At 66.7% G+C, this 17031-nt stretch carries 14 protein-coding genes; 7 read left to right on the forward strand and 7 right to left on the reverse strand.

Annotation, left to right across the window (positions count from 1 at the left end; genetic code table 11):
- A complete protein-coding gene (locus MKK82_RS30110) occupies positions 1-1110 on the reverse strand; it encodes a 2-aminoethylphosphonate--pyruvate transaminase (protein WP_243987761.1) in 1110 nt (369 codons plus the stop codon).
- Positions 1111-1249: 139 nt separating this feature from the next.
- Here MKK82_RS30110 and MKK82_RS30115 point away from each other — a divergent pair, with 139 nt between their 5' ends.
- From MKK82_RS30115 to MKK82_RS30125, 3 genes are all read left to right on the forward strand, one after another.
- On the forward strand, positions 1250-2131 hold the full coding sequence (locus MKK82_RS30115; protein ID WP_243987762.1) for a LysR substrate-binding domain-containing protein: 882 nt from the start codon (positions 1250-1252) through the stop codon (positions 2129-2131).
- Positions 2128-2943, forward strand: coding sequence for a DeoR/GlpR family DNA-binding transcription regulator (locus MKK82_RS30120; RefSeq protein WP_243987763.1), 816 nt, complete (start codon positions 2128-2130; stop codon positions 2941-2943). Before MKK82_RS30115 ends, MKK82_RS30120 begins: the two co-directional genes overlap by 4 nt.
- A 115-nt stretch (positions 2944-3058) precedes the next feature.
- The gene (locus tag MKK82_RS30125) at positions 3059-3916 is read left to right on the forward strand and encodes an EamA family transporter (protein ID WP_243987765.1); all 858 of its coding nucleotides are present in this window, start codon (positions 3059-3061) and stop codon (positions 3914-3916) included.
- 373 nt (positions 3917-4289) lie between these two features.
- On the opposite strand, the gene MKK82_RS30130 is transcribed toward MKK82_RS30125, so the two are convergent.
- Positions 4290-4700, reverse strand: coding sequence for a hypothetical protein (locus MKK82_RS30130; protein ID WP_243987766.1), 411 nt, complete (start codon positions 4698-4700; stop codon positions 4290-4292).
- A 118-nt stretch (positions 4701-4818) separates the two neighbouring features.
- Positions 4819-6474, reverse strand: a complete 1656-nt coding sequence (locus MKK82_RS30135; RefSeq protein ID WP_243987768.1) for a putative bifunctional diguanylate cyclase/phosphodiesterase — start codon at positions 6472-6474, stop codon at positions 4819-4821.
- Between the two features lie 399 nt (positions 6475-6873).
- Here MKK82_RS30135 and MKK82_RS30140 point away from each other — a divergent pair, with 399 nt between their 5' ends.
- Positions 6874-7902 (forward strand): IS110 family transposase, encoded by a 1029-nt coding sequence (locus tag MKK82_RS30140; protein ID WP_243987769.1) that lies wholly within the window; start codon positions 6874-6876, stop codon positions 7900-7902.
- A gap of 478 nt (positions 7903-8380) precedes the next feature.
- Here MKK82_RS30140 and MKK82_RS30145 read toward each other — a convergent pair whose 3' ends face one another.
- From MKK82_RS30145 to MKK82_RS30155, 3 genes are read right to left on the reverse strand one after another with little or no spacing between them, the layout of a single operon-like run.
- Positions 8381-10849: a branched-chain amino acid ABC transporter ATP-binding protein/permease gene (locus tag MKK82_RS30145; protein ID WP_243987770.1), complete on the reverse strand. Its 2469-nt coding sequence runs from the start codon at positions 10847-10849 to the stop codon at positions 8381-8383.
- A gap of 4 nt (positions 10850-10853) precedes the next feature.
- A complete protein-coding gene (locus tag MKK82_RS30150; protein WP_243987771.1) occupies positions 10854-11723 on the reverse strand; it encodes a branched-chain amino acid ABC transporter permease in 870 nt (289 codons plus the stop codon).
- Between the two features lie 8 nt (positions 11724-11731).
- Positions 11732-12913 carry an ABC transporter substrate-binding protein gene (locus MKK82_RS30155; protein ID WP_243987772.1) on the reverse strand — a complete coding sequence of 394 codons (1182 nt, stop codon included), beginning with the start codon at positions 12911-12913 and terminating at the stop codon, positions 11732-11734.
- A gap of 194 nt (positions 12914-13107) precedes the next feature.
- Here MKK82_RS30155 and MKK82_RS30160 point away from each other — a divergent pair, with 194 nt between their 5' ends.
- On the forward strand, positions 13108-13524 hold the full coding sequence (locus MKK82_RS30160) for a nuclear transport factor 2 family protein (RefSeq protein ID WP_243987773.1): 417 nt from the start codon (positions 13108-13110) through the stop codon (positions 13522-13524).
- A 9-nt stretch (positions 13525-13533) separates the two neighbouring features.
- On the opposite strand, the gene MKK82_RS30165 is transcribed toward MKK82_RS30160, so the two are convergent.
- Entirely contained in the window at positions 13534-14229 is a 696-nt protein-coding gene (locus tag MKK82_RS30165; RefSeq protein WP_243987774.1) for a GntR family transcriptional regulator, read from the reverse strand.
- A gap of 550 nt (positions 14230-14779) precedes the next feature.
- Between MKK82_RS30165 and MKK82_RS30170 the strand changes: the two genes are divergently transcribed.
- Together MKK82_RS30170 and MKK82_RS30175 are read left to right on the forward strand one after the other, a co-directional pair.
- On the forward strand, positions 14780-15736 hold the full coding sequence (locus MKK82_RS30170) for a LysR family transcriptional regulator (RefSeq protein WP_243987775.1): 957 nt from the start codon (positions 14780-14782) through the stop codon (positions 15734-15736).
- Positions 15737-15923: 187 nt separating this feature from the next.
- Positions 15924-17015 (forward strand): ABC transporter ATP-binding protein, encoded by a 1092-nt coding sequence (locus tag MKK82_RS30175; protein ID WP_243987776.1) that lies wholly within the window; start codon positions 15924-15926, stop codon positions 17013-17015.
- Positions 17016-17031 lie beyond the last annotated feature (16 nt).

Genomic DNA, 17031 nt, shown 5'->3' on the forward strand with positions numbered 1-17031 from the left:
TCAGAGGGTCGTGACGTTCAGTTCGGCGAACACCTCAGCGACGGCCTCGACCGCGCGCTCCATGTCGGCGGATTCAACGTGGCCGATGCAGCCGACCCGGAACGTTTCCAACTGCGTGAGCTTGCCGGGGTAGAGGATGAAGCCCTTCTCACGCACGGCGGCGTAGAAATCGGCGAAGCGGTACTTCGGGTCGCTCGGCGCGTGGAAGGTCACGATGATCGGAGCCTGGATCTCCGACGGCAGGAAAGACTTCAGGCCAAGACGTTCCATGCCACAAATCAGTACCTCGCAGTTGCGGGCGTATTTGGCGTGGCGGGCCGGCAGGCCACCCTCCTCGTCGTATTGCAGCAGCGCCTCGTGGAGCGCCGCGACGACGTGGGTCGGCGGGGTGAAGCGCCACTGCCCAGTGCGCTGCATGTAGAGGTGCTGGTCACTGAGGTTCAGTGCCAACGAAGGCGAGTTGCCCTCGGCCCTGGCCAGGACGTCCGCCCGCGCGATCACGAGACCCATGCCGGGCACGCCTTCCAGGCACTTGCCCGAAGCAGCGATCAGCGCCTCGAACGGTACCACGGCCGCGTCGATTGGGAGTGCGCCGAAGGAACTCATCGCATCGACGATCAGGCCGCGACCGTGACGTGCGACCACGGCGGCGATCTCTGGCAGCGGGTTGAGGATGCCGGTGCTGGTTTCGCAGTGGATCAGCCCGACATGGCTGATGGCGGGATCGGCGGCAAGCAGTCCGTCGACGGCCTCGGGTGTCGTGGGCACGTCGTCGGCGGTTTCGTAGACCGTGTGGTCGCGTCCCAAGGCCTCGCAGATCTTCGCGAGGCGCTTGCCGTAGGCGCCGTTCACGAGGACCAGCACCTTGCCGGAACGCGGGACCAGGGTACCGATCGCGGCCTCGACGGCGAAGGTGCCGCTTCCCTGCAGCGGCACGCAGACATGGCTGCCGGTGCCGTTTGCGATCGCGACGAGTCGCTCGCAGACGTTCGCTGTGAGAGCATTGAAACTTCCGTCCCAGGAGCCCCAGTCGGTCATCATCGCCGCGCGCGTGCGCTCGGACGTCGTCAGCGGACCGGGCGTGAGGAGAATGGGAGCGGCGGCTGTCATGGTGATCCTGCCCGATCTGCCGAGGGATGACCCGGAGCAGCGTGGGCGCTTCGGGGACGGGTCGATCTTGCGTTCAGACAACCCATCAGATCAAATCGTTTCTCGTAATGCTCGTCATAAGTCCCGCCGATAGATCGCCATGAATCTGTTCCAGCTTCGCGCCTTCGACGCCGTCTCGCGGGAAGGCAGCTTCACGCGCGCGGCGCAGCGCCTCTGCATCAGCCAACCCGCGGTGACCGGGCACATCAAGGCGCTGGAGGAGCGGTACGACCTGGTGCTGTTCCGGCGCACGGCGCGGGCCGCGGAACTGACGCCGCAGGGTCAAGCTCTCGCTGAAGTCACCGGCCCGCTCTTCGGGCTCGTGGAGCAAGCCGAGGATCTGCTGGAGGCCAACCGGACGCTCGTTTCGGGGCGGATCGAGATCGCGGTGGATTCGCCCCACATCGTGATGCCGCTCCTCGCGCGCCTCCGAGCGCACCATCCCGGCATCGTCGTCGGATTGATCCTCGGCAACGCTGCCGACACGCGCGAAGCCCTGCTGTCGGAGCGTGCGAGCGTCGCCGTCCTCACGGAGGCCGAGGCGCATCCGGACCTCCACCTCTCGGAAATCGCCGTCTCGCGCATATGCGCCGTTGTCCCGAGGTCCCACCCCCTTGCACATCGCGCGGCGTTGCATACTGCCGAACTCGACGGGGCCGCCATGGTCCTGCGCGAGCCCACCTCCGTGACCCGGCGAACCTTCGACCGGGCCTGTCGGAGCGCTCGCATCGCGCCCACTGTGCTGATGGAACTCGACAGTCGTGAAGCGGTGATCGAGGCTGCCGCCGCCGGCATCGGGATCGGTATCGTCTTGTCATTAGAATGCGGCGAGGACGCCCGGATCGCCGCGATCCCGATCGACGGACCCGATCTTGTCAACCGCCACGCGATCGCCTGCCTGGCGCGGCGGAAGAACCTGCGCCTGATCCGTGCGGTGTTCGGGTTGGCAACGGGGACAGCTTCGGAAGGGGCTCAGCGATGAGCCGGAAGCGCTCGACCCGCGAAACCCGCACCCTCGCGGCTTCCCGCCAGGACGAGATACTCGCGCGACTCGGCCGCGACGGCAGCGTAAGCGTCGAGGGAATGGCGGACCGCTTCGGCGTCTCACGGGAGACAATCCGGCGTGACCTGAAGGCTTTAGCCGAGCGGGGCTATCTTGCCATCGTACATGGCGGCGCGACGCGACGCTCGGACGAGCCCGTCCTGGCCATCCGGGAGCGCGATAACCCGGCGGGCAAGGCGGCGATCGGAAGGGTCGCGGCGGGGCTCGTCGAGGACGGCATGGTGGTGGTGCTCGATTCGGGTGCCACCACCCTGGCGGTGGCCAACGCGCTCGCCGGGCGCGATCCACTCTTCGCGCGTCCCGCGCCGAAGGGCCTGACCATCTGCACCAACAGCCTGCCCGTCGGGCTCCTCCTGTGCCGCGTCGCCGGCGTGCGGGTTCACGTCCTCGGTGGTGAGATCGAGAGCGCCGACGAGGCGGCGTTCGGCACCGACGCCCTGGCGGCGCTGGCGCGCTTTCGTGCCGACGTCGCCTTCGTGGGCGCCGGCGGCATCTCGCCGTCCGGCGAGATCACCGACTTTGCACCACTCCCCACCGAGTTGCGGGTCGGAATGCTGGCGGCGGCCGAGCGCGGCTATATCGTGGCGGACAGCACCAAGTTCGGCCGCCTGACCCCGCTCCGCCTCGCGCCGATCCCAGTAGGGACCGGGCTCATCGTCGATGCGGAGCCCCCACTGCCCATGAGGGATGCCCTCGCGCACCGGGGCCTGACACTGATCGTCGCCCGGTAATGTGGCTTCTTGTGGCTTTTTGATTTTTTTCTCGGCAAGTCCGCCTTAGGAACGGGTGCGGAGCGGTCCGCCCGATGTGGGCCCCGCGCCGGCCGTGCCCAGGATCCGAAACCCCATGATAGCCACCGGCTTGAGCCTGCCCGTGTTCAGCGCCGTACTCGCCGCCGCCTTCATGCATGCAAGCTGGAATGCGGTCGCGAAGCTTCGCCTTGAACCAATCCTCACCATGTCACTCATCTCCGCCTCGGCCGGGCTGTTCGCGCTCCCGGCGTCACTCTGGTTCGGATGGCCGCCCTCGGCCGCCTGGCCATGGCTGGCGGGCTCGATTCTGTTGCATCTCGGCTACTACATCGCCCTGGCCGAAGCCTATCGACACGCGGATATGGGTCAGGTCTACCCGATCGCTCGGGGTAGCGCCCCTCTGCTGACGGCCTGCGCGTCGCTCCTGTTGCTGCAGGAGGCGCTGGCGCCGCTCGCCGCCCTCGGCATCGCGATCCTCTGCGCCGGCGTCGCCCTAATGGCGTTCGCGAAGGCGGGCGGGCAAGGCCTGAGCCGAACCGCCCTGGGCTACGCGCTGCTGACCGGTGCCCTGATCTCCGGCTATACGTTGGTCGACGGGCTCGGCGCGCGGGCGGCGGGAGACCCCCACGCCTATGCGGCCGCGCTCTTCGTGATCGACGCCATTCCGCTGCCGGTTTTCGTCCTCTGGACCCGCGGGCGCGGCATCCTAGGCTCTGTCAGGGGCCTCGCGCTGCCTGGGCTCGGCGGCGGCGGGCTGGCGCTCGGTTCCTACTGGATCGCGATATGGGCCATGACGGTCGCGCCCCTTCCCCTGGTCGCGGCAACGCGCGAGACCAGCGTCTTGTTCGCGATGCTGATCTCCGTCGTTGTCCTAAAAGAGCCGCTCCTCATGTCGCGAACTGCTGCTGTCGTCGTCATTGTGGCAGGCGTGGTGGCAATGCGCCTGGCCTAGCCAATACCGCCGGATTCGACATGCAGCTTATCAATTTAAGCCTTCACCTTCCTCTGCACATCGGGCCGATGAATCCCGGCACTTTGACGTTCAAACATGATTGTATCGATGACCGCATTCTTTCTCACATTGACGTCCACTTCCGGATGTTCGAAAGCGAGCGATGAATGACTAATTCGGGTCATGATCCGCCAGTCTGCCCTTTGCCTGAAATAAATATTTGCCATAGATTTGCCTAACAAATAATTTCTCACAATTAGGGCTTTGACCGATGTCTATGCATTAGCAATAAATTTAGATCATAATATATTTCATCAATAGCATAAGATAACAGCGTTAGTAAGATTTGATAGCAAGCAACGTATCTAAATAGTTATCTATCGAATGCCCGCAAGGTGAACCGAAGCGATGCCAAAGCGCGCTCGGTAGCCTTGATCGCCTGCAGGGCCAATCGAGCAACTCGATGATCGATCTGCCCGCCGGCTACACCGGCGTCAACGAATTCAAGTACGTCCGTCGCATCGATCACAATGCGAGAGGCCTCACGCTGCACAGAAACAACATCCGCGGGAGGCAGCGAATGTATGACGCCTCCTTCGTACCGCGCGACTTGGCGGTGAACAGGGATGAAGTCTGTTGTCTCCAAAAAATACTCGATGAGGCGGATGTCCGGTACCTGCACGATTATTTTCTTGATCTCGTCGGCCGAGAATGATGTCCGATTGATCAAGCGTGCATGGAGGGAGGCGTAGCTCATCCCCATCGCATCGGCGACGTCTTCCACGCGCCTGTGTTTCTCAACGACGAGCAGTGTGTAGACTATATCAGCGAAATCTCGTCCGCGTTCCATGCCCGGTACTTGCAACTGTCAGCGGTGCCCAGCCCCTTCGAGCGTGGGATCGTCAGGAGATACAGCGAACGGCTGCCCTCACCAAACGGGCGGGCATCGGCCGCCCGAAAAGATACCCTTGGCCGGTCGCACATCCAAGTGCGAGCAATTGCCGTCGCTGCTGCTCCGTTTCGACGCCCTCGGCGATTACGTCGACGCCCAGGCTGCTGCCGATGGAGAGAACGGCGCTGACGATGGCCGCGCTACTTGGCATGTCGGCAACGTCGTGAACGAACGACCGGTCGATCTTGAGCCGTGTGACAGGCAACTGCTTCAGTGAAGAAAGGGACGCGAAACCGGTGCCGAAGTCATCAAAGGAGATCTCGACACCCTTTTCGGCTAGTAATTGAAGGTTGGCCTCAGCGTGTCCATCCGAATTAAGGGCAACCTTCTCGGTGATCTCCAGCTCCAGGTCCGTAGGCTCAAGGCCATAGCGAGCCAACGCGTCAAGCACGTCCGTAGCAAGCGATTTCGCGTGGAACTGGACAGTGAAGAGGTTCACGGCAACGCGAGGCACCAGGAACCCGGAGTCGCGCCACGCGCGGAGCTGACGACAGGACTCGTCGAGGATCCAGAGGCCGACACGTTCGGCCCCGAAGTGGCGCTCAAGCACATGTATGAAATCCGCCGGACCGAGGAGACCTCGCTCTGGATGGTTCCACCGAAGCAGCGCTTCCAGGCCTATCAGCAACCCGTCCGTCAGTCGGACTTGCGGCTGATAGTAGAGTTCCCACTCCCGTCCGTGGGTTGCGCGCCGAAGCTGATCGTTTAGCACACGGCGTGCGGCAGCTGTACCCGCAATCTCGGTATCGAAGATCTTGTAACTACTGCCTGCCGGCTTACGGGCTTGCAGAAGCGCCATGTCTGCCCGGGCGAGCAAATGATCCGGTTCCTGATCATCGCTGCTAGCGATGCCAACGCTGACCTCAATGTGCACGCGGTGGACATCTATTTCGTAGGGCAGGGTCAGAACATCAATGACGGATCGTGCTTCCGTTTCCATCTCACGCGGCGACATAGCAGTCGACGCCAGGATCGCGAACTCGTCGTCGGCGTAGCGAGCAATGAAGGTCTGTTTGCTATCGAGACTAGAGAGCCTGAGTGTAATGAGATGTAGCAGGGCGTCGCCGGTATGGGAGCCCATCGTGTCGTTGATCTCTTTCAGGCGACGAATGTCGCAGAGCAGCAGCGTTCCCGGGCATTTCTCTTCCACCTGCTGCTGGAGTTTGGCCTGCAAACTGGACCGGTTGGGTAGCCCGGTGAGCGGGTCAAAGCGGGCCAGGCGGGCTAGGCGACTCTCGCGAACGCGCCTCTCGCTGATATCTTGGATGATTGCGCCGAACTCGACGCCGAGCCGCCTCCGCCATGTGCAGATCGATATTTCCACGGGGAACTCCTCCCCGTTCGCCCGCAATCCGACGAGTTCGACGGTGCGCCCGGCGAGTTTCGACACGCCTCCTGTCCGCATGCGCCGCATACCGGCTTCGTGTTCGGAGCGGAAACGTTCCGGCATGATCGCTTCGATCGAACGCCCTATCATAACTTCGGCGTTGCTCCCGAAAATTCGTGATGCAGCACCGTTCCAGGACGTCACGGTGCCTGCTGCATCGGTGGTCACGATCGCGATTTGGCTGGCGGCAGCAAGGTTGCGCAGACGCGTCGTTTCCACTGTCCAGGCACGTCGTCGTGCCGCCGCTTGCGCTCGACCTTCGCGGGAGCGATGTGAACGGTTTGTCTTAGTTGGATGCACAGCGAGACGTCCGGGCTCAGCAGACGCTCGCGGATGCGGTGTCTTTCTGAACTGTCGTTGTTGCGAACGCTTCGATTTGGCCATCAAAACGAACACGGCATTTTGATCGCAGTCGGTATCCAACGGTGAACCTCGCGAGAGCGAACGGCTGCTTTCAGGCTGGGCATATATTCGGCCCGATGACTACGTTGGGTCGATAGGAGGCCGTCCGCTTTTCCGGCCGACCTACTCCGAAGCGGACCAACTGCTTTTGATGTTGTGGACGGCTCTCCTCCCGCCTGCGGTAGTCATACAGGCTGAGCCGAAGGGAGAGCGTCGATGGCAACGATTGTGACGATTGGGTTGGATATCGCCAAATCCGTGTTCCAGATCCACGGGATCGATGCAGCCGGCGCGGTGGTGGTGCGCCGGAAGCTGTCGCGGGGCCGCGTACTGGCGTACTTCGAGGCTCTGCCGCGCTGCGTGATCGGCTTGGAGGCGTGCAACACTTCGCATCACTGGGCTCGCGAACTGACTGCATTGGGTCATGACGTGCGGCTGATGCCGGCGCAGTACGTGAAGCCCTACGTCAAGCGGGGCAAGACCGACGCTGCCGATGCCGAGGCGATCTGCGAGGCGGTGACGCGGCCGACCATGCGCTTTGTCGCAGTCAAGACGCCCGAGCAGCAGAGCGTGATGATGCTGCATCGGGTGCGGCTGATGCTGAACCGGCAGCGCACTCAGCTCTCGAACGCCCTGCGGGCTCACATGGCGGGGTTCGGCGTGGTAGCTCCGGTCGGGCGCATGGGACTGGAACGCCTGCTTTCGATCGTCGCCGACTGCGCAGATAAGCGCATCCCCACCGACGCGCGAGTGTGCTTGGAGATGCTGGTGCGCCAGCTCGCTGTGGTGAAGACGCAGGTCTTGGAGAATGACCGCCGCATCCGTGAGAGCGCCAGAGCCACTGAGGTCGGCCGCCGGCTGATGGCGATCCCCGGCGTCGGGCCGCTGCTCGCCAGTGCCTTCGTCGCGAGCGTGGCTGATCCGCGTGTGTTCAAGACGGGCCGCGACCTCGCGGCCTGGATCGGGCTCGTGCCGAAGCAGAACTCGAGCGGCGGCAAGGAGCGGCTCGGTGGCATCTCGCGGGCGGGCAACGGCTATCTGCGTCAGATGCTCGTGGTCGGCGCGATGGCGGTCATCCGCCAAGCGCAGCGGCACGGCACCCGGCGCGCGTGGCTGCTTCAGTTGCTGGCCCGGCGCGCCACCAAGGTCGCGGCGGTCGCCTTGGCGAACAAGACCGCGCGGATGGTCTGGGCGCTGATGACGAGCGGAGAAGTCTACCGCGAGCCGGCCGTGGCGGCGGCGTAGAGATCCGGCGGCCGGGGAGCGGCGCCGACGAGGTTGGGAAGGGCGAACAGGAGCTGATGCACGAAGCCGGTCAATACCGCCGGAACAGGAAAACCCAGTCTGGCCGATGCACTTCGAGTGCGTGCTTTTGGTCGGGACCTGATCCGCGCGAAAGGCATCATGGCCAGCGGCGCATGTGAGAGCCGCACCACAGGCCGAACACATGGCCGCACCGACCAGCAGATTGCAGCAGCCTCAAAGAAACCCCTTGCCAACGGAGAGCCGTCCACACACGGCCAGCTCCGGCTGGCCGCTTCGCGCCCATTCTGGTCGTTCTCACAGCTCCGGTCGCGGACCGAAAGCAGATACCCTCTACAACTTGCCGAGCTCTCGCGAGAGCCTGCTCTGGCGAAGCCCAACCTGTGTGGGCGGCCATCGCGCAACCGTCGGCGATGCCGTCTCGGGCGTCCTCCGAGCGCATCTCCGCGCCGTGACCATGTCAGGCCGCACCGAGATAGGCCGCTTCCAGCCCCTTGTCCGCCGACAACTCCACGGCTGTTCCCCGCGCGACGACCCGGCCCTGCTCCAGCACGTAGCCGCGATCGGCGACCGTGAGGGCCAGGGCTGCCATCTGGTCGACGATGAGGATGGTGACGCCATCGTCGCGCAGTTCCGCCACCGTCGCGTAGAGGGCGTTGATCATCGCCGGGGCGAGGCCGAGCGACGGCTCGTCGAGGAGCAGGATGCGCGGGTGCGCCATCAATCCGCGGGCGATCGCCAGCATCTGCTGCTCGCCCCCGGAGAGCAGGCCCGCCCGGCTCCCGGCCCGGTCGCGCAGCCGCGGGAACCGGTCGAGCAGGCGCTCCACCTCGGCCGGGTCGATCGGCGTCCCGCGCCCGAAAGCGCCGAGGCGGATATTCTCCACGACGCTCAGCTCCGGGAAGACCTGGCGGCCCTCCGGCACCAGGACGAGGCCGCTGCGCGCCATCCGGTGCGCCGGCAGAGCCTCGACGCGCCGGTCGTCAAACACGATTGCGCCCGAGACCGGGCGCAGCAGCCCCGCCAGCGCCCGCATGGCTGTGGACTTACCGGCGCCGTTCGCGCCCAGCAGGGCGACAGTCTCGCCCGGCCGCACGTCGAGATGGACGCCGTCGAGGATGGGCGCGGCGCCGTAACCGGCCGTCAGGTCGAGGACGGAGAGGATGGCATCCGCCGGCCCCTGCCACGGTGCGCTCCGCGGCCGGGCCGGCGTGTCGGCGCCGCCGAGATAGGCGCGCAGGACCGCCGGGTCGTGTCGGATCTCGGCGGGTGTGCCCCGCGCGATCGGGCGCCCGGCATCCATGACGAGGATATGGTCGGAGATGCCCATCACCAGCTGCATGTCGTGCTCGACCAGGACCACCGCCACGCCGCTGTCGGCGATCCGACGGATCAGCCCGGCCAGCCGGTCGGTGTCGACCCGAGACAGGCCGGCGGCGGGCTCGTCGAGGAGAAGCACCGCGGGTCCGCCGGCGAGCGCCCGGGCGATCTCCACCAGCCGCCGGTCGACATGGGGTAGCTCGGCGGCCGGGCGGTCGAGGGCGCCCCGGTAGCCGACGAAGGCGAGGAGCGCGGCGGCCATCTCGCGGTCTTGGGCCCGCGCGCGGCGCCATAGTTTGCCCGGCGCGAAGCCGAGGGCGACGTTGTTGACCACCGGGAGCGAGCCGAACAGGCGCGTGGTCTGGTAGGTGCGCGCGATGCCGGCGCGGGCGACGACATGCGCCGGCCGCCCTGCGAGGTCGTGTCCACCCAGCCGGATCGTCCCGGCGCTCGGGCGATAGAAGCCCGAGACCATGTTGAGCACGGTGGTTTTGCCGGCCCCGTTCGGGCCGATCACGCTGGTGACGGCCGTCGGCTGGGCGTTGAGGTCCACCCCCTCCGCCGCCGTGATGCCACCGAAGCGGATGCCGATCCCATCGAGGACGAGGGCCTCACGCGCTGCCGTGCCGGGCAGCGATGCCGCACCGCCATCCGCGGCGACCGGCGCGCCGCGGCCCCGGGGCAGCAGCCGGGCGAGGCTGCCGACCAGACCCGAGGGCACCAGCCACAGCACCGCCAGGGTCGCGATCCCGAAGAACAGCAGGCGGTACTCGGCGAGGCTGGACAGCGCCTCCGGCAGCAGCACGGTGACGAGGGCCCCAAAGAGCGGACCGAGCACCGTGCCGGCGCCGCCGACGATCACCGACAGGACGAACAGGATCGACTGCGAGAACGGAAACGAGCTCGGCGCGATGAACATCATCAGCGACGGCAGGACTGCTCCCGCGAGGCCGGTCAGGGCGGCCGAGATCGCGAAGGCCATGGTCTTCACCCGGACCGGGTCGAAGCCCAGCGCCGCGGCGGCGACGTCGGCGTCGCGCACGGCGCGCATCGCCTGGCCGAAGCGGCTGCGGGCCAAGAGGTCGAACCCGGCGAGGCTCGCCCCGGCCGCGACCACCGCCAGCACCGCGAGCCCGGCCGCACTTACCGGTTCTCCGAGGAGTGTCGGCGCGTCGGTCACGACAAGGCCGTTCTGGCCGCCGGTCAGCTCGCCGCCCTCGATCAGGCCGTGCTCGACGATGAAGCCGAAGGCGATCGTCAGCATGGCGAGGTAAGGGCCCTTCACCCGCATCGCCGGCACCGCCACGAGGCCGCCGACGAGGGCGGCGATCAGGGCCGCCGCCGGGAGCGCCAGCCAGAAGCTGAAGCCGTGGAGCGTCAGGATCGCGCTCGCGTAGGCCCCGATCGCGTAGAAGCCGGCATGGCCGAAGGAGATCAGCCCGGTGAGGCCGAGGAGCACGTTGAGGCCGACCCCCGCCACCGTGGTCAGCGCCACGAGGGCGATGACGAAGTGGCTGTAGCCGGCGGTCAGCGCGACGAGGCCGAGCGCGGCGGCGGTGAGGCCGGCGATGCCGAGCCGCATCGCCGGGGCCGAGCGCAGACTGTGCATCGCGTCAGACCTTGTTGACCGCGGCGCGGCCGAGCAGGCCGTCGGGGCGCAGGGTGAGGGCGAGGATGATCACCGAGAACACCACGAGCTGCGTGTATGTCGAGCCGAGAGTCGCGGTGATGCCGGCCTCGACGAGTCCGTAGAGCAGCCCAGCCAGGATCACCCCGGTGGCGGAGCCGATGCCGCCGAGGATCGCCACCGCGAACGCCTTGATGCCGAACAGCGTGCCGAGCTCGGCCGAGACCGAGAAGAGCGGCGCGATCAGGAGGCCCGCGATGCCGGCCAGCACCGCCGAGAGCGCGAAGGCGCAGGCCACGGTGCGGCGCACGTCGATCCCCATCAGGCGGGCGGCGTCGGCGTTCTGCGCCACGGCCAGCAGAACGCGGCCGAGATCGGTCCGGCGGAACACCGTGCGGATCGCGAAGGCCAGGGCGATCCCGACGACCGGGATCACGAGCTGCAGGGGGTAGATGCCGGTCCCGAGGATCTCCACCGGCTTCGTGGCCAGCGGCGAGGGCAGGCTGCGCGGCTCCTTGCCGAATGTGAACAGCACGGTGTTGTCGAGGACGATGCCGCCCGCAACCGTCGCCAAGAGCCACGCGTCCGAGCCGCGCGCCACGAACGGGCGAACCAGCGCTAGCTCGACCACGAGGCCGAACAAGGCGCAGCCGACGAGCACTAGGACGATCGCGGCCGGCATCGGCCAGCCGAGGGTGACGCCGAGCGCGTAGGCTAGGACCGCGCCGAGGGTGACGACGCTCCCCTGCGCGAAGTTTACGGTCCCCGACAACGCGTAGGTCACGTGGAAGCCCAGGGCCACGAGGCCGTACATGCTGCCGAGGCCGAGGCCGCTGACGAGGATGGAGGTCAGCATCGCCGAGCTCAGTTGGTCACCGCGACGATCTCACCGTCCTTGAAGCGGGTGAACACGTAGTCCGCCGGGCCCAATGCGTCGTGCTGGCCGGGGACGAAGGGCTTGTCGTAGGTTTTGATCAGGCCCGGATAGGCGCCGATCTTGTAGAAGCCGTCGCGGACCTTCGGGCCCTCGGTGGAGCCGGCGGCCTGGATGGCGAGCGCCAGTAGATGCGTCGCGTCGTAGGCGTTGGCGATGCCGACGGCGGGGGTGACGTCGGCCATCGACTTGATCGCCGGGTACTTGGCCTTCAGCGCGTCGAGCACCGCGCCCGCCTTCGGCGAGGTATTGCCCGCGAAGGTGAAGGTCTGGATGAAGTGCACCTTGCCGGCGCTCGGGCCGGCGAGCTCGTCGAAGCGACCGCCCGCCGGGCCCCAGTGCGACACGACCGGCACCGACCAGCCCATCCGGTCGAGGGACTTCACCACCTGGGCCGAGGGGCCGACATTGCCGACGAGGAACAGCGCGTCGGCGCCGGCCTCCTTCAGCCGGGACAGCTGGGGCACCATGTCGACGTCGTTGGCCTCGTACTTCTCGATGCCCGCCGCCGGGAGGTTGGCCGCCTGCAGGGCGTCCTTGAGACCCTTCTGGTTCGACTCGCCCCAGGCATTGTTGACGAGGATCATGCCGGGCTTCTTCGCCCCATAGGTCTTCACCGCGTAGGCGACCAGCGCCTCGTCGACGAGGGCATCGACCGCGGAGACCCGGAAGGCGTAATTGTCGGCGGCGCCGTTGCGGGTGATGCCGGTGCCGGCCGCCCAGGGACCGATGAACGGCACCTTCATCTGGTTGGCGATGGGCACGATCGCCATCGAGACCGGCGTGTCGAGGCCGCCGACGACCGCGACGACGCCGACCCGCTGGATCAGCTCGCGGCTCGCTAGCACGCCCTTGGACGGGTTGGCCTCGTCGTCGCGGGCCACGAGTTCGAGGGGGCGCCCGAGGACGCCGCCCTTGGCGTTGATCTCGTCGATGGCAAGACCGATCCCGCGGGAGATCGCCTCGCCGGATTTCGCGGACTGACCGCTCAGGGCCGTCACGAGGCCAATCTTGACGGTGTCGGCCGCCTGCACGGTCGAGACCGCGAGGCCGAGCAGCGCGCTCGTCGTCACCGCGAAGCGGCGCAGGATCGGGGGCAGGAAGGAGGCCATGGCGTGTCTCCGGAAGCGGGGCGCGCCACCCAACCGCAACCTCCATGCCATCGCGGATCCGGCGCATCGGCGCGCGCTGGCCCGTGCGTGCAGCTGGGGAGGCGTTCTGTGCTCAATCTGGTGCCAAAGTGCATACACTTCCTGCATGCACGGACCGGGCTTTTGCGGCACGTTAGGGTCACAGGAGAGCTGCAATGACCAACGTGAACCACGGCCCGGAGACTGCCCGCGACGCCGCCAGCGTCACCATCTACCTCGAGGCCTCGATGGTCCCGGATCCCGAGACGGCCGCTCGCTACATGGCACCGGGCACCCGCATCGTGTTCACCGGCGCGCGGGTCTTCAATCACCCGTCCGAGGTCACGGCCTTCAATGCCGGGCGCTACGCCTGGGTGAAGAAGCGGATGGAGCGGCTGGACGTGGTGCCGGGCGACGGCGTCACCACGGTCTACAGCCTCGGCACCCTGTACGGCGCGTGGCCGGACGGCACGCCGTTCGAGGGCAATCGCTACGTCGACCGCTTCACCGTGCGGGACGGGCTGATCGTCGGCATGGAAGTCTGGAACGACAGCGCCGAGCGCCTGCTGACCAAGCACGGCCTCACGGCCTGATGCCGAGGCTCAGGCGCCCGCCACGTAGGGGGCCAGCAGGCGTCTGAGGTCGCGCTCGCGGGGGGCTGGGGGCACGATGCGCGCCCGCTCGGCAACTGCGTCGAGGTGGTGGTCCATGAGCGTGGCGGCGCGCTCGGCATCACCCGCGACCAGGGCCGCGACGATGTCGCGGTGCTCGCTCACGGCGCAGTCCGAGGAATGCGGGCGGCTGTAGAGGGACAGGATCAGGGCGCAGCGGTAGCCGAGTTCCGCAACGTAGCGGGTCAGCACGGCGCTGCCGGTCATCTCGGCGAGCATCAGGTGGAATTCCGTGGCGAGCCGGATCGACAGCGCCTCCGGCCCGTTCCGGGCGGCCTCCTCGCGCGCGATCTGGTCCAGCAGCGCCTGACTCTGCGCCGGGCTGAGCTGCCCGGCGAGGCGGCGTATCACGAGCCGCTCCAGGCCGAGGCGCACGTCGAAGGTGTCCTGCGCCTCCTCCCAGCTCGGCGTCGCCACGACGGCGATGCGGTTGCGGCGCAGGTCGATCAAGCCTTCCCCGGCCAGCCGCAGCAGGGCCTGCCGGGCGATCGTGCGGCTCACTCCGAACCGCTCACCGAGGGCGTCCTCCGGCAGGCGGTCGCCAGGGGTGAGTGCCCGCTCCACGATGGCCTGGCGCAGGGTCTGGCAGATCGTACCCACGCGATCACCCTCGTCCGCCGCCTTCATCGACGTCGCAGACCTGGGGCCACCGCCCCTGCGGACTGGTCCGTCATGATCCTCTCCCGTTCGCGATCCGCTCCGTCAGCGCGGACAGATGTCCAGTGCGCTGTCTGCCGAAGCGGACATCCCGGTGCAACGGTCACGCCACCGGTTTCAGATAAGCTCGAAGCCCGTCCCCTCTCCTGGTGGACCGATCCGGAGCTGATCTACTGGAGCAGACTTACTGCTTTGGGTCGACAGTGTTGAAAAACACGGGATCGATTCGAAGCAATGCCGCAAAGGGCGTCGGCCGGAGAAGGCTCCACTACTGCTTTGCTCGGAATACGCCGCGACAGTGGGGTTGCATCGGCGGCGAGAAACAATTTTTCTCCCGGGCTTCGCCTCAGATAACGCTTGAGGCGCTGCCACCGGGTTTTCAACCAAATCGACCCTATCCGGTCGGTCGCTGGACGCCCTTTGCTGCTGTTAAGCGCGACCGCCACCGATGGCCGGAGCAATCACCGCTTGGTAAGGGACGCATCGTGGCCCAGCCCTCAAGAGCGGTCTAGGGAAGCGCATGACGTTTCTTCGCAAGATGCTGCCCTCAACAGGGGCGCTGTTCGTCTTCGAGGCCGCCGCGCGCCATGGCAGTTTCACACACGCGGCGGCGGAACTGAACGTCACCCAGCCGGCCGTCAGCAAGACACTGGCGCAACTCGAGCGCCATCTCGGCGTCAAGCTCTTCGAGCGCGTAGCAGACGGCGTGGTGCTCAGCGAGGCGGGCGTTCTGCTCTATCGGCGCATCAAGGGCGGATTTCGCGGCATCGAGGATGCCCTGCGTGAGATCGACGTCCGGCGCACCGGACGCGAGACGATCACACTGTCGCTCTCCACGGCGTTCACGACGCACTGGCTGATGCCACGGATCGACAAACTACAGGAGGCCTTTCCCGCCGTCGACTTTCGGTTTCAGCTCATTCCCGGTGCGATCCGCGGCCCCGTGGACGAGGTCGATCTCGGCATGCGGTTCGTCGACGGACCAGATCTCGACCACGAGGCGGTCTTCCTGATGCGCGAGCTGATGCTGCCGGTCTGCAGCACGGGTTACCAGACGAAACGCGACCGCACGCACGACGACATCTTCATCAATCTGAGCGAGTCCTCGCCGAGCTGGGTCGAGCGGATGGACGCGCCTGCGGCGGATTGGCCGGGACGGCGCGCCTTCCTGCACTTCTCCGACTACGCCATCGTCCTTCAGGCGGCTCTGCTCGGCCAAGGGGTGGCCCTAGGGTGGATCACCGTCGCTTCCCATTGGCTGCGCGTCGGCGACCTCATCCCGGCCTCCCGCCATCTGATCCGCACGGAGCGGCGCTGTCAGCTGGTCTGGCTGCGCGCTCGTCCCCTGCGCGCATCGGCGGCGGCGGTTAGGGATTGGATCGTCACAGAACTCCGGGGCGATCTGGCGACGATCGACGCGCTCTACCCCGATCTGGGTCTCGCCGAAGCCAGCGGCGTCTCCGGCCTCATAACCTGAAGGAATGGTGCGGCAGAGAATTTGTCGTTTGCAGCCTCTCCCGTCGCGTGGTCCGATGAATTGCAGCTGCCGCTGAACGGTCGGATCATCCAGAGCGGCTGTCATCCGCTCACACGCTCCGGAAAGGCATGTGTCGCGCGTCATGGCCGAAGCGAAGTCCATAATGCAATCGGGTCGTCCCCGAGACATGTCAGATGGCAGCGTCGGCGTCTCGATCCGCAACGCGAGCCGGCGCTACGGCACCTTCCTGGCGCTCGACGACGTATCCCTTGACATCAACCCGGGTGAATTCGTCTCTCTTCTCGGGCCGTCGGGCTCGGGCAAGACGACGTTGCTCGGGGTGCTCGGCGGCTTCGTCATGCCGTCCTCTGGCAGCATTCGTTTCGGCGCGCGCGACGTCACGTACCTGCCGCCTCACAAACGCGACATCGGCGTCGTCTTCCAGAACTACGCTCTCTTCCCGCATCTGACCGTCGGCGAGAACGTCGCCTTCCCGCTTCGCGCCCGTCACGAGCCGAAATCAACGTGGCCGGAACGGGTGGCGCGGGCGCTCGAGATGGTCGAACTCGGCGGCTATCAGGACCGCTCGATCGCTCAGCTGTCGGGCGGCCAGCGCCAGCGCGTCGCCCTGGCCCGCGCCTTCGTGTTCCGCCCCAAGTTGATCCTCATGGACGAGCCGCTTTCGGCCCTCGACAAGCAGCTTCGGGAGTCGATGCAGATCGAGTTGCGGCACCTGCATCGCCGACTCGAGGCAACGATCGTCTACGTTACGCACGATCAGCGTGAGGCGCTCACCATGAGCGACCGGATCGCGATCTTGCGCGGCGGTCGCCTCGTCCAGGTCGATACGCCCGAGGGTATGCACGACCGGCCTGCCACTGCTTTCGTCGCGAGCTTCATCGGAGAGGCGACTCTCCTGCCCGCACTGCGGGCCGGCGGCGACGGCGTCTCCGTCGGGGGGACGACCCTACGATGCGCCAAGCCGCTGCCGGCTGCCGCGCGCCTCCTCTTGGCGGTCCAGACCGAGAAGCTGATGGTCGCGGGCCCGGCCGAGGGACCGCAGGACCCCGCCCTGAACCGCCTCTCGGGGCGCGTCGCCGACGTCATCTACCAGGGTGAGAGCTTACGCGTCTTCGTGACCCTCGACGGCGGCGCGCGCGTCAGCCTGCGACAGCCAGCCCATTACCTCGGTCGCCTCGCGATTCCGGCGATCGGTGACCCAATCACCGTGCTCCTCCACCCCCGGGACACGATTGTCGTGGCCGAAGACGAGGCTTGATCCCTTTCTCCCGCAC

The sequence above is a fragment of the Methylobacterium sp. E-046 genome (assembly GCF_022829625.1).
Lineage (GTDB): Bacteria > Pseudomonadota > Alphaproteobacteria > Rhizobiales > Beijerinckiaceae > Methylobacterium > Methylobacterium longum.

Coding starts and splice junctions, on each gene's coding strand:
- MKK82_RS30110 (WP_243987761.1), bottom strand. CDS start 1,110: ATGACAGCCGCCGCTCCCATTCTCCTCACGCCCGGTCCGCTGACGACG.
- MKK82_RS30145 (WP_243987770.1), bottom strand. CDS start 10,849: ATGCACAGTCTGCGCTCGGCCCCGGCGATGCGGCTCGGCATCGCCGGC.
- MKK82_RS30120 (WP_243987763.1), top strand. CDS start 2,128: ATGAGCCGGAAGCGCTCGACCCGCGAAACCCGCACCCTCGCGGCTTCC.
- MKK82_RS30150 (WP_243987771.1), bottom strand. CDS start 11,723: ATGCTGACCTCCATCCTCGTCAGCGGCCTCGGCCTCGGCAGCATGTAC.
- MKK82_RS30115 (WP_243987762.1), top strand. CDS start 1,250: ATGAATCTGTTCCAGCTTCGCGCCTTCGACGCCGTCTCGCGGGAAGGC.
- MKK82_RS30170 (WP_243987775.1), top strand. CDS start 14,780: ATGACGTTTCTTCGCAAGATGCTGCCCTCAACAGGGGCGCTGTTCGTC.
- MKK82_RS30165 (WP_243987774.1), bottom strand. CDS start 14,229: ATGAAGGCGGCGGACGAGGGTGATCGCGTGGGTACGATCTGCCAGACC.
- MKK82_RS30175 (WP_243987776.1), top strand. CDS start 15,924: ATGTCAGATGGCAGCGTCGGCGTCTCGATCCGCAACGCGAGCCGGCGC.
- MKK82_RS30140 (WP_243987769.1), top strand. CDS start 6,874: ATGGCAACGATTGTGACGATTGGGTTGGATATCGCCAAATCCGTGTTC.
- MKK82_RS30160 (WP_243987773.1), top strand. CDS start 13,108: ATGACCAACGTGAACCACGGCCCGGAGACTGCCCGCGACGCCGCCAGC.
- MKK82_RS30155 (WP_243987772.1), bottom strand. CDS start 12,913: ATGGCCTCCTTCCTGCCCCCGATCCTGCGCCGCTTCGCGGTGACGACG.
- MKK82_RS30125 (WP_243987765.1), top strand. CDS start 3,059: ATGATAGCCACCGGCTTGAGCCTGCCCGTGTTCAGCGCCGTACTCGCC.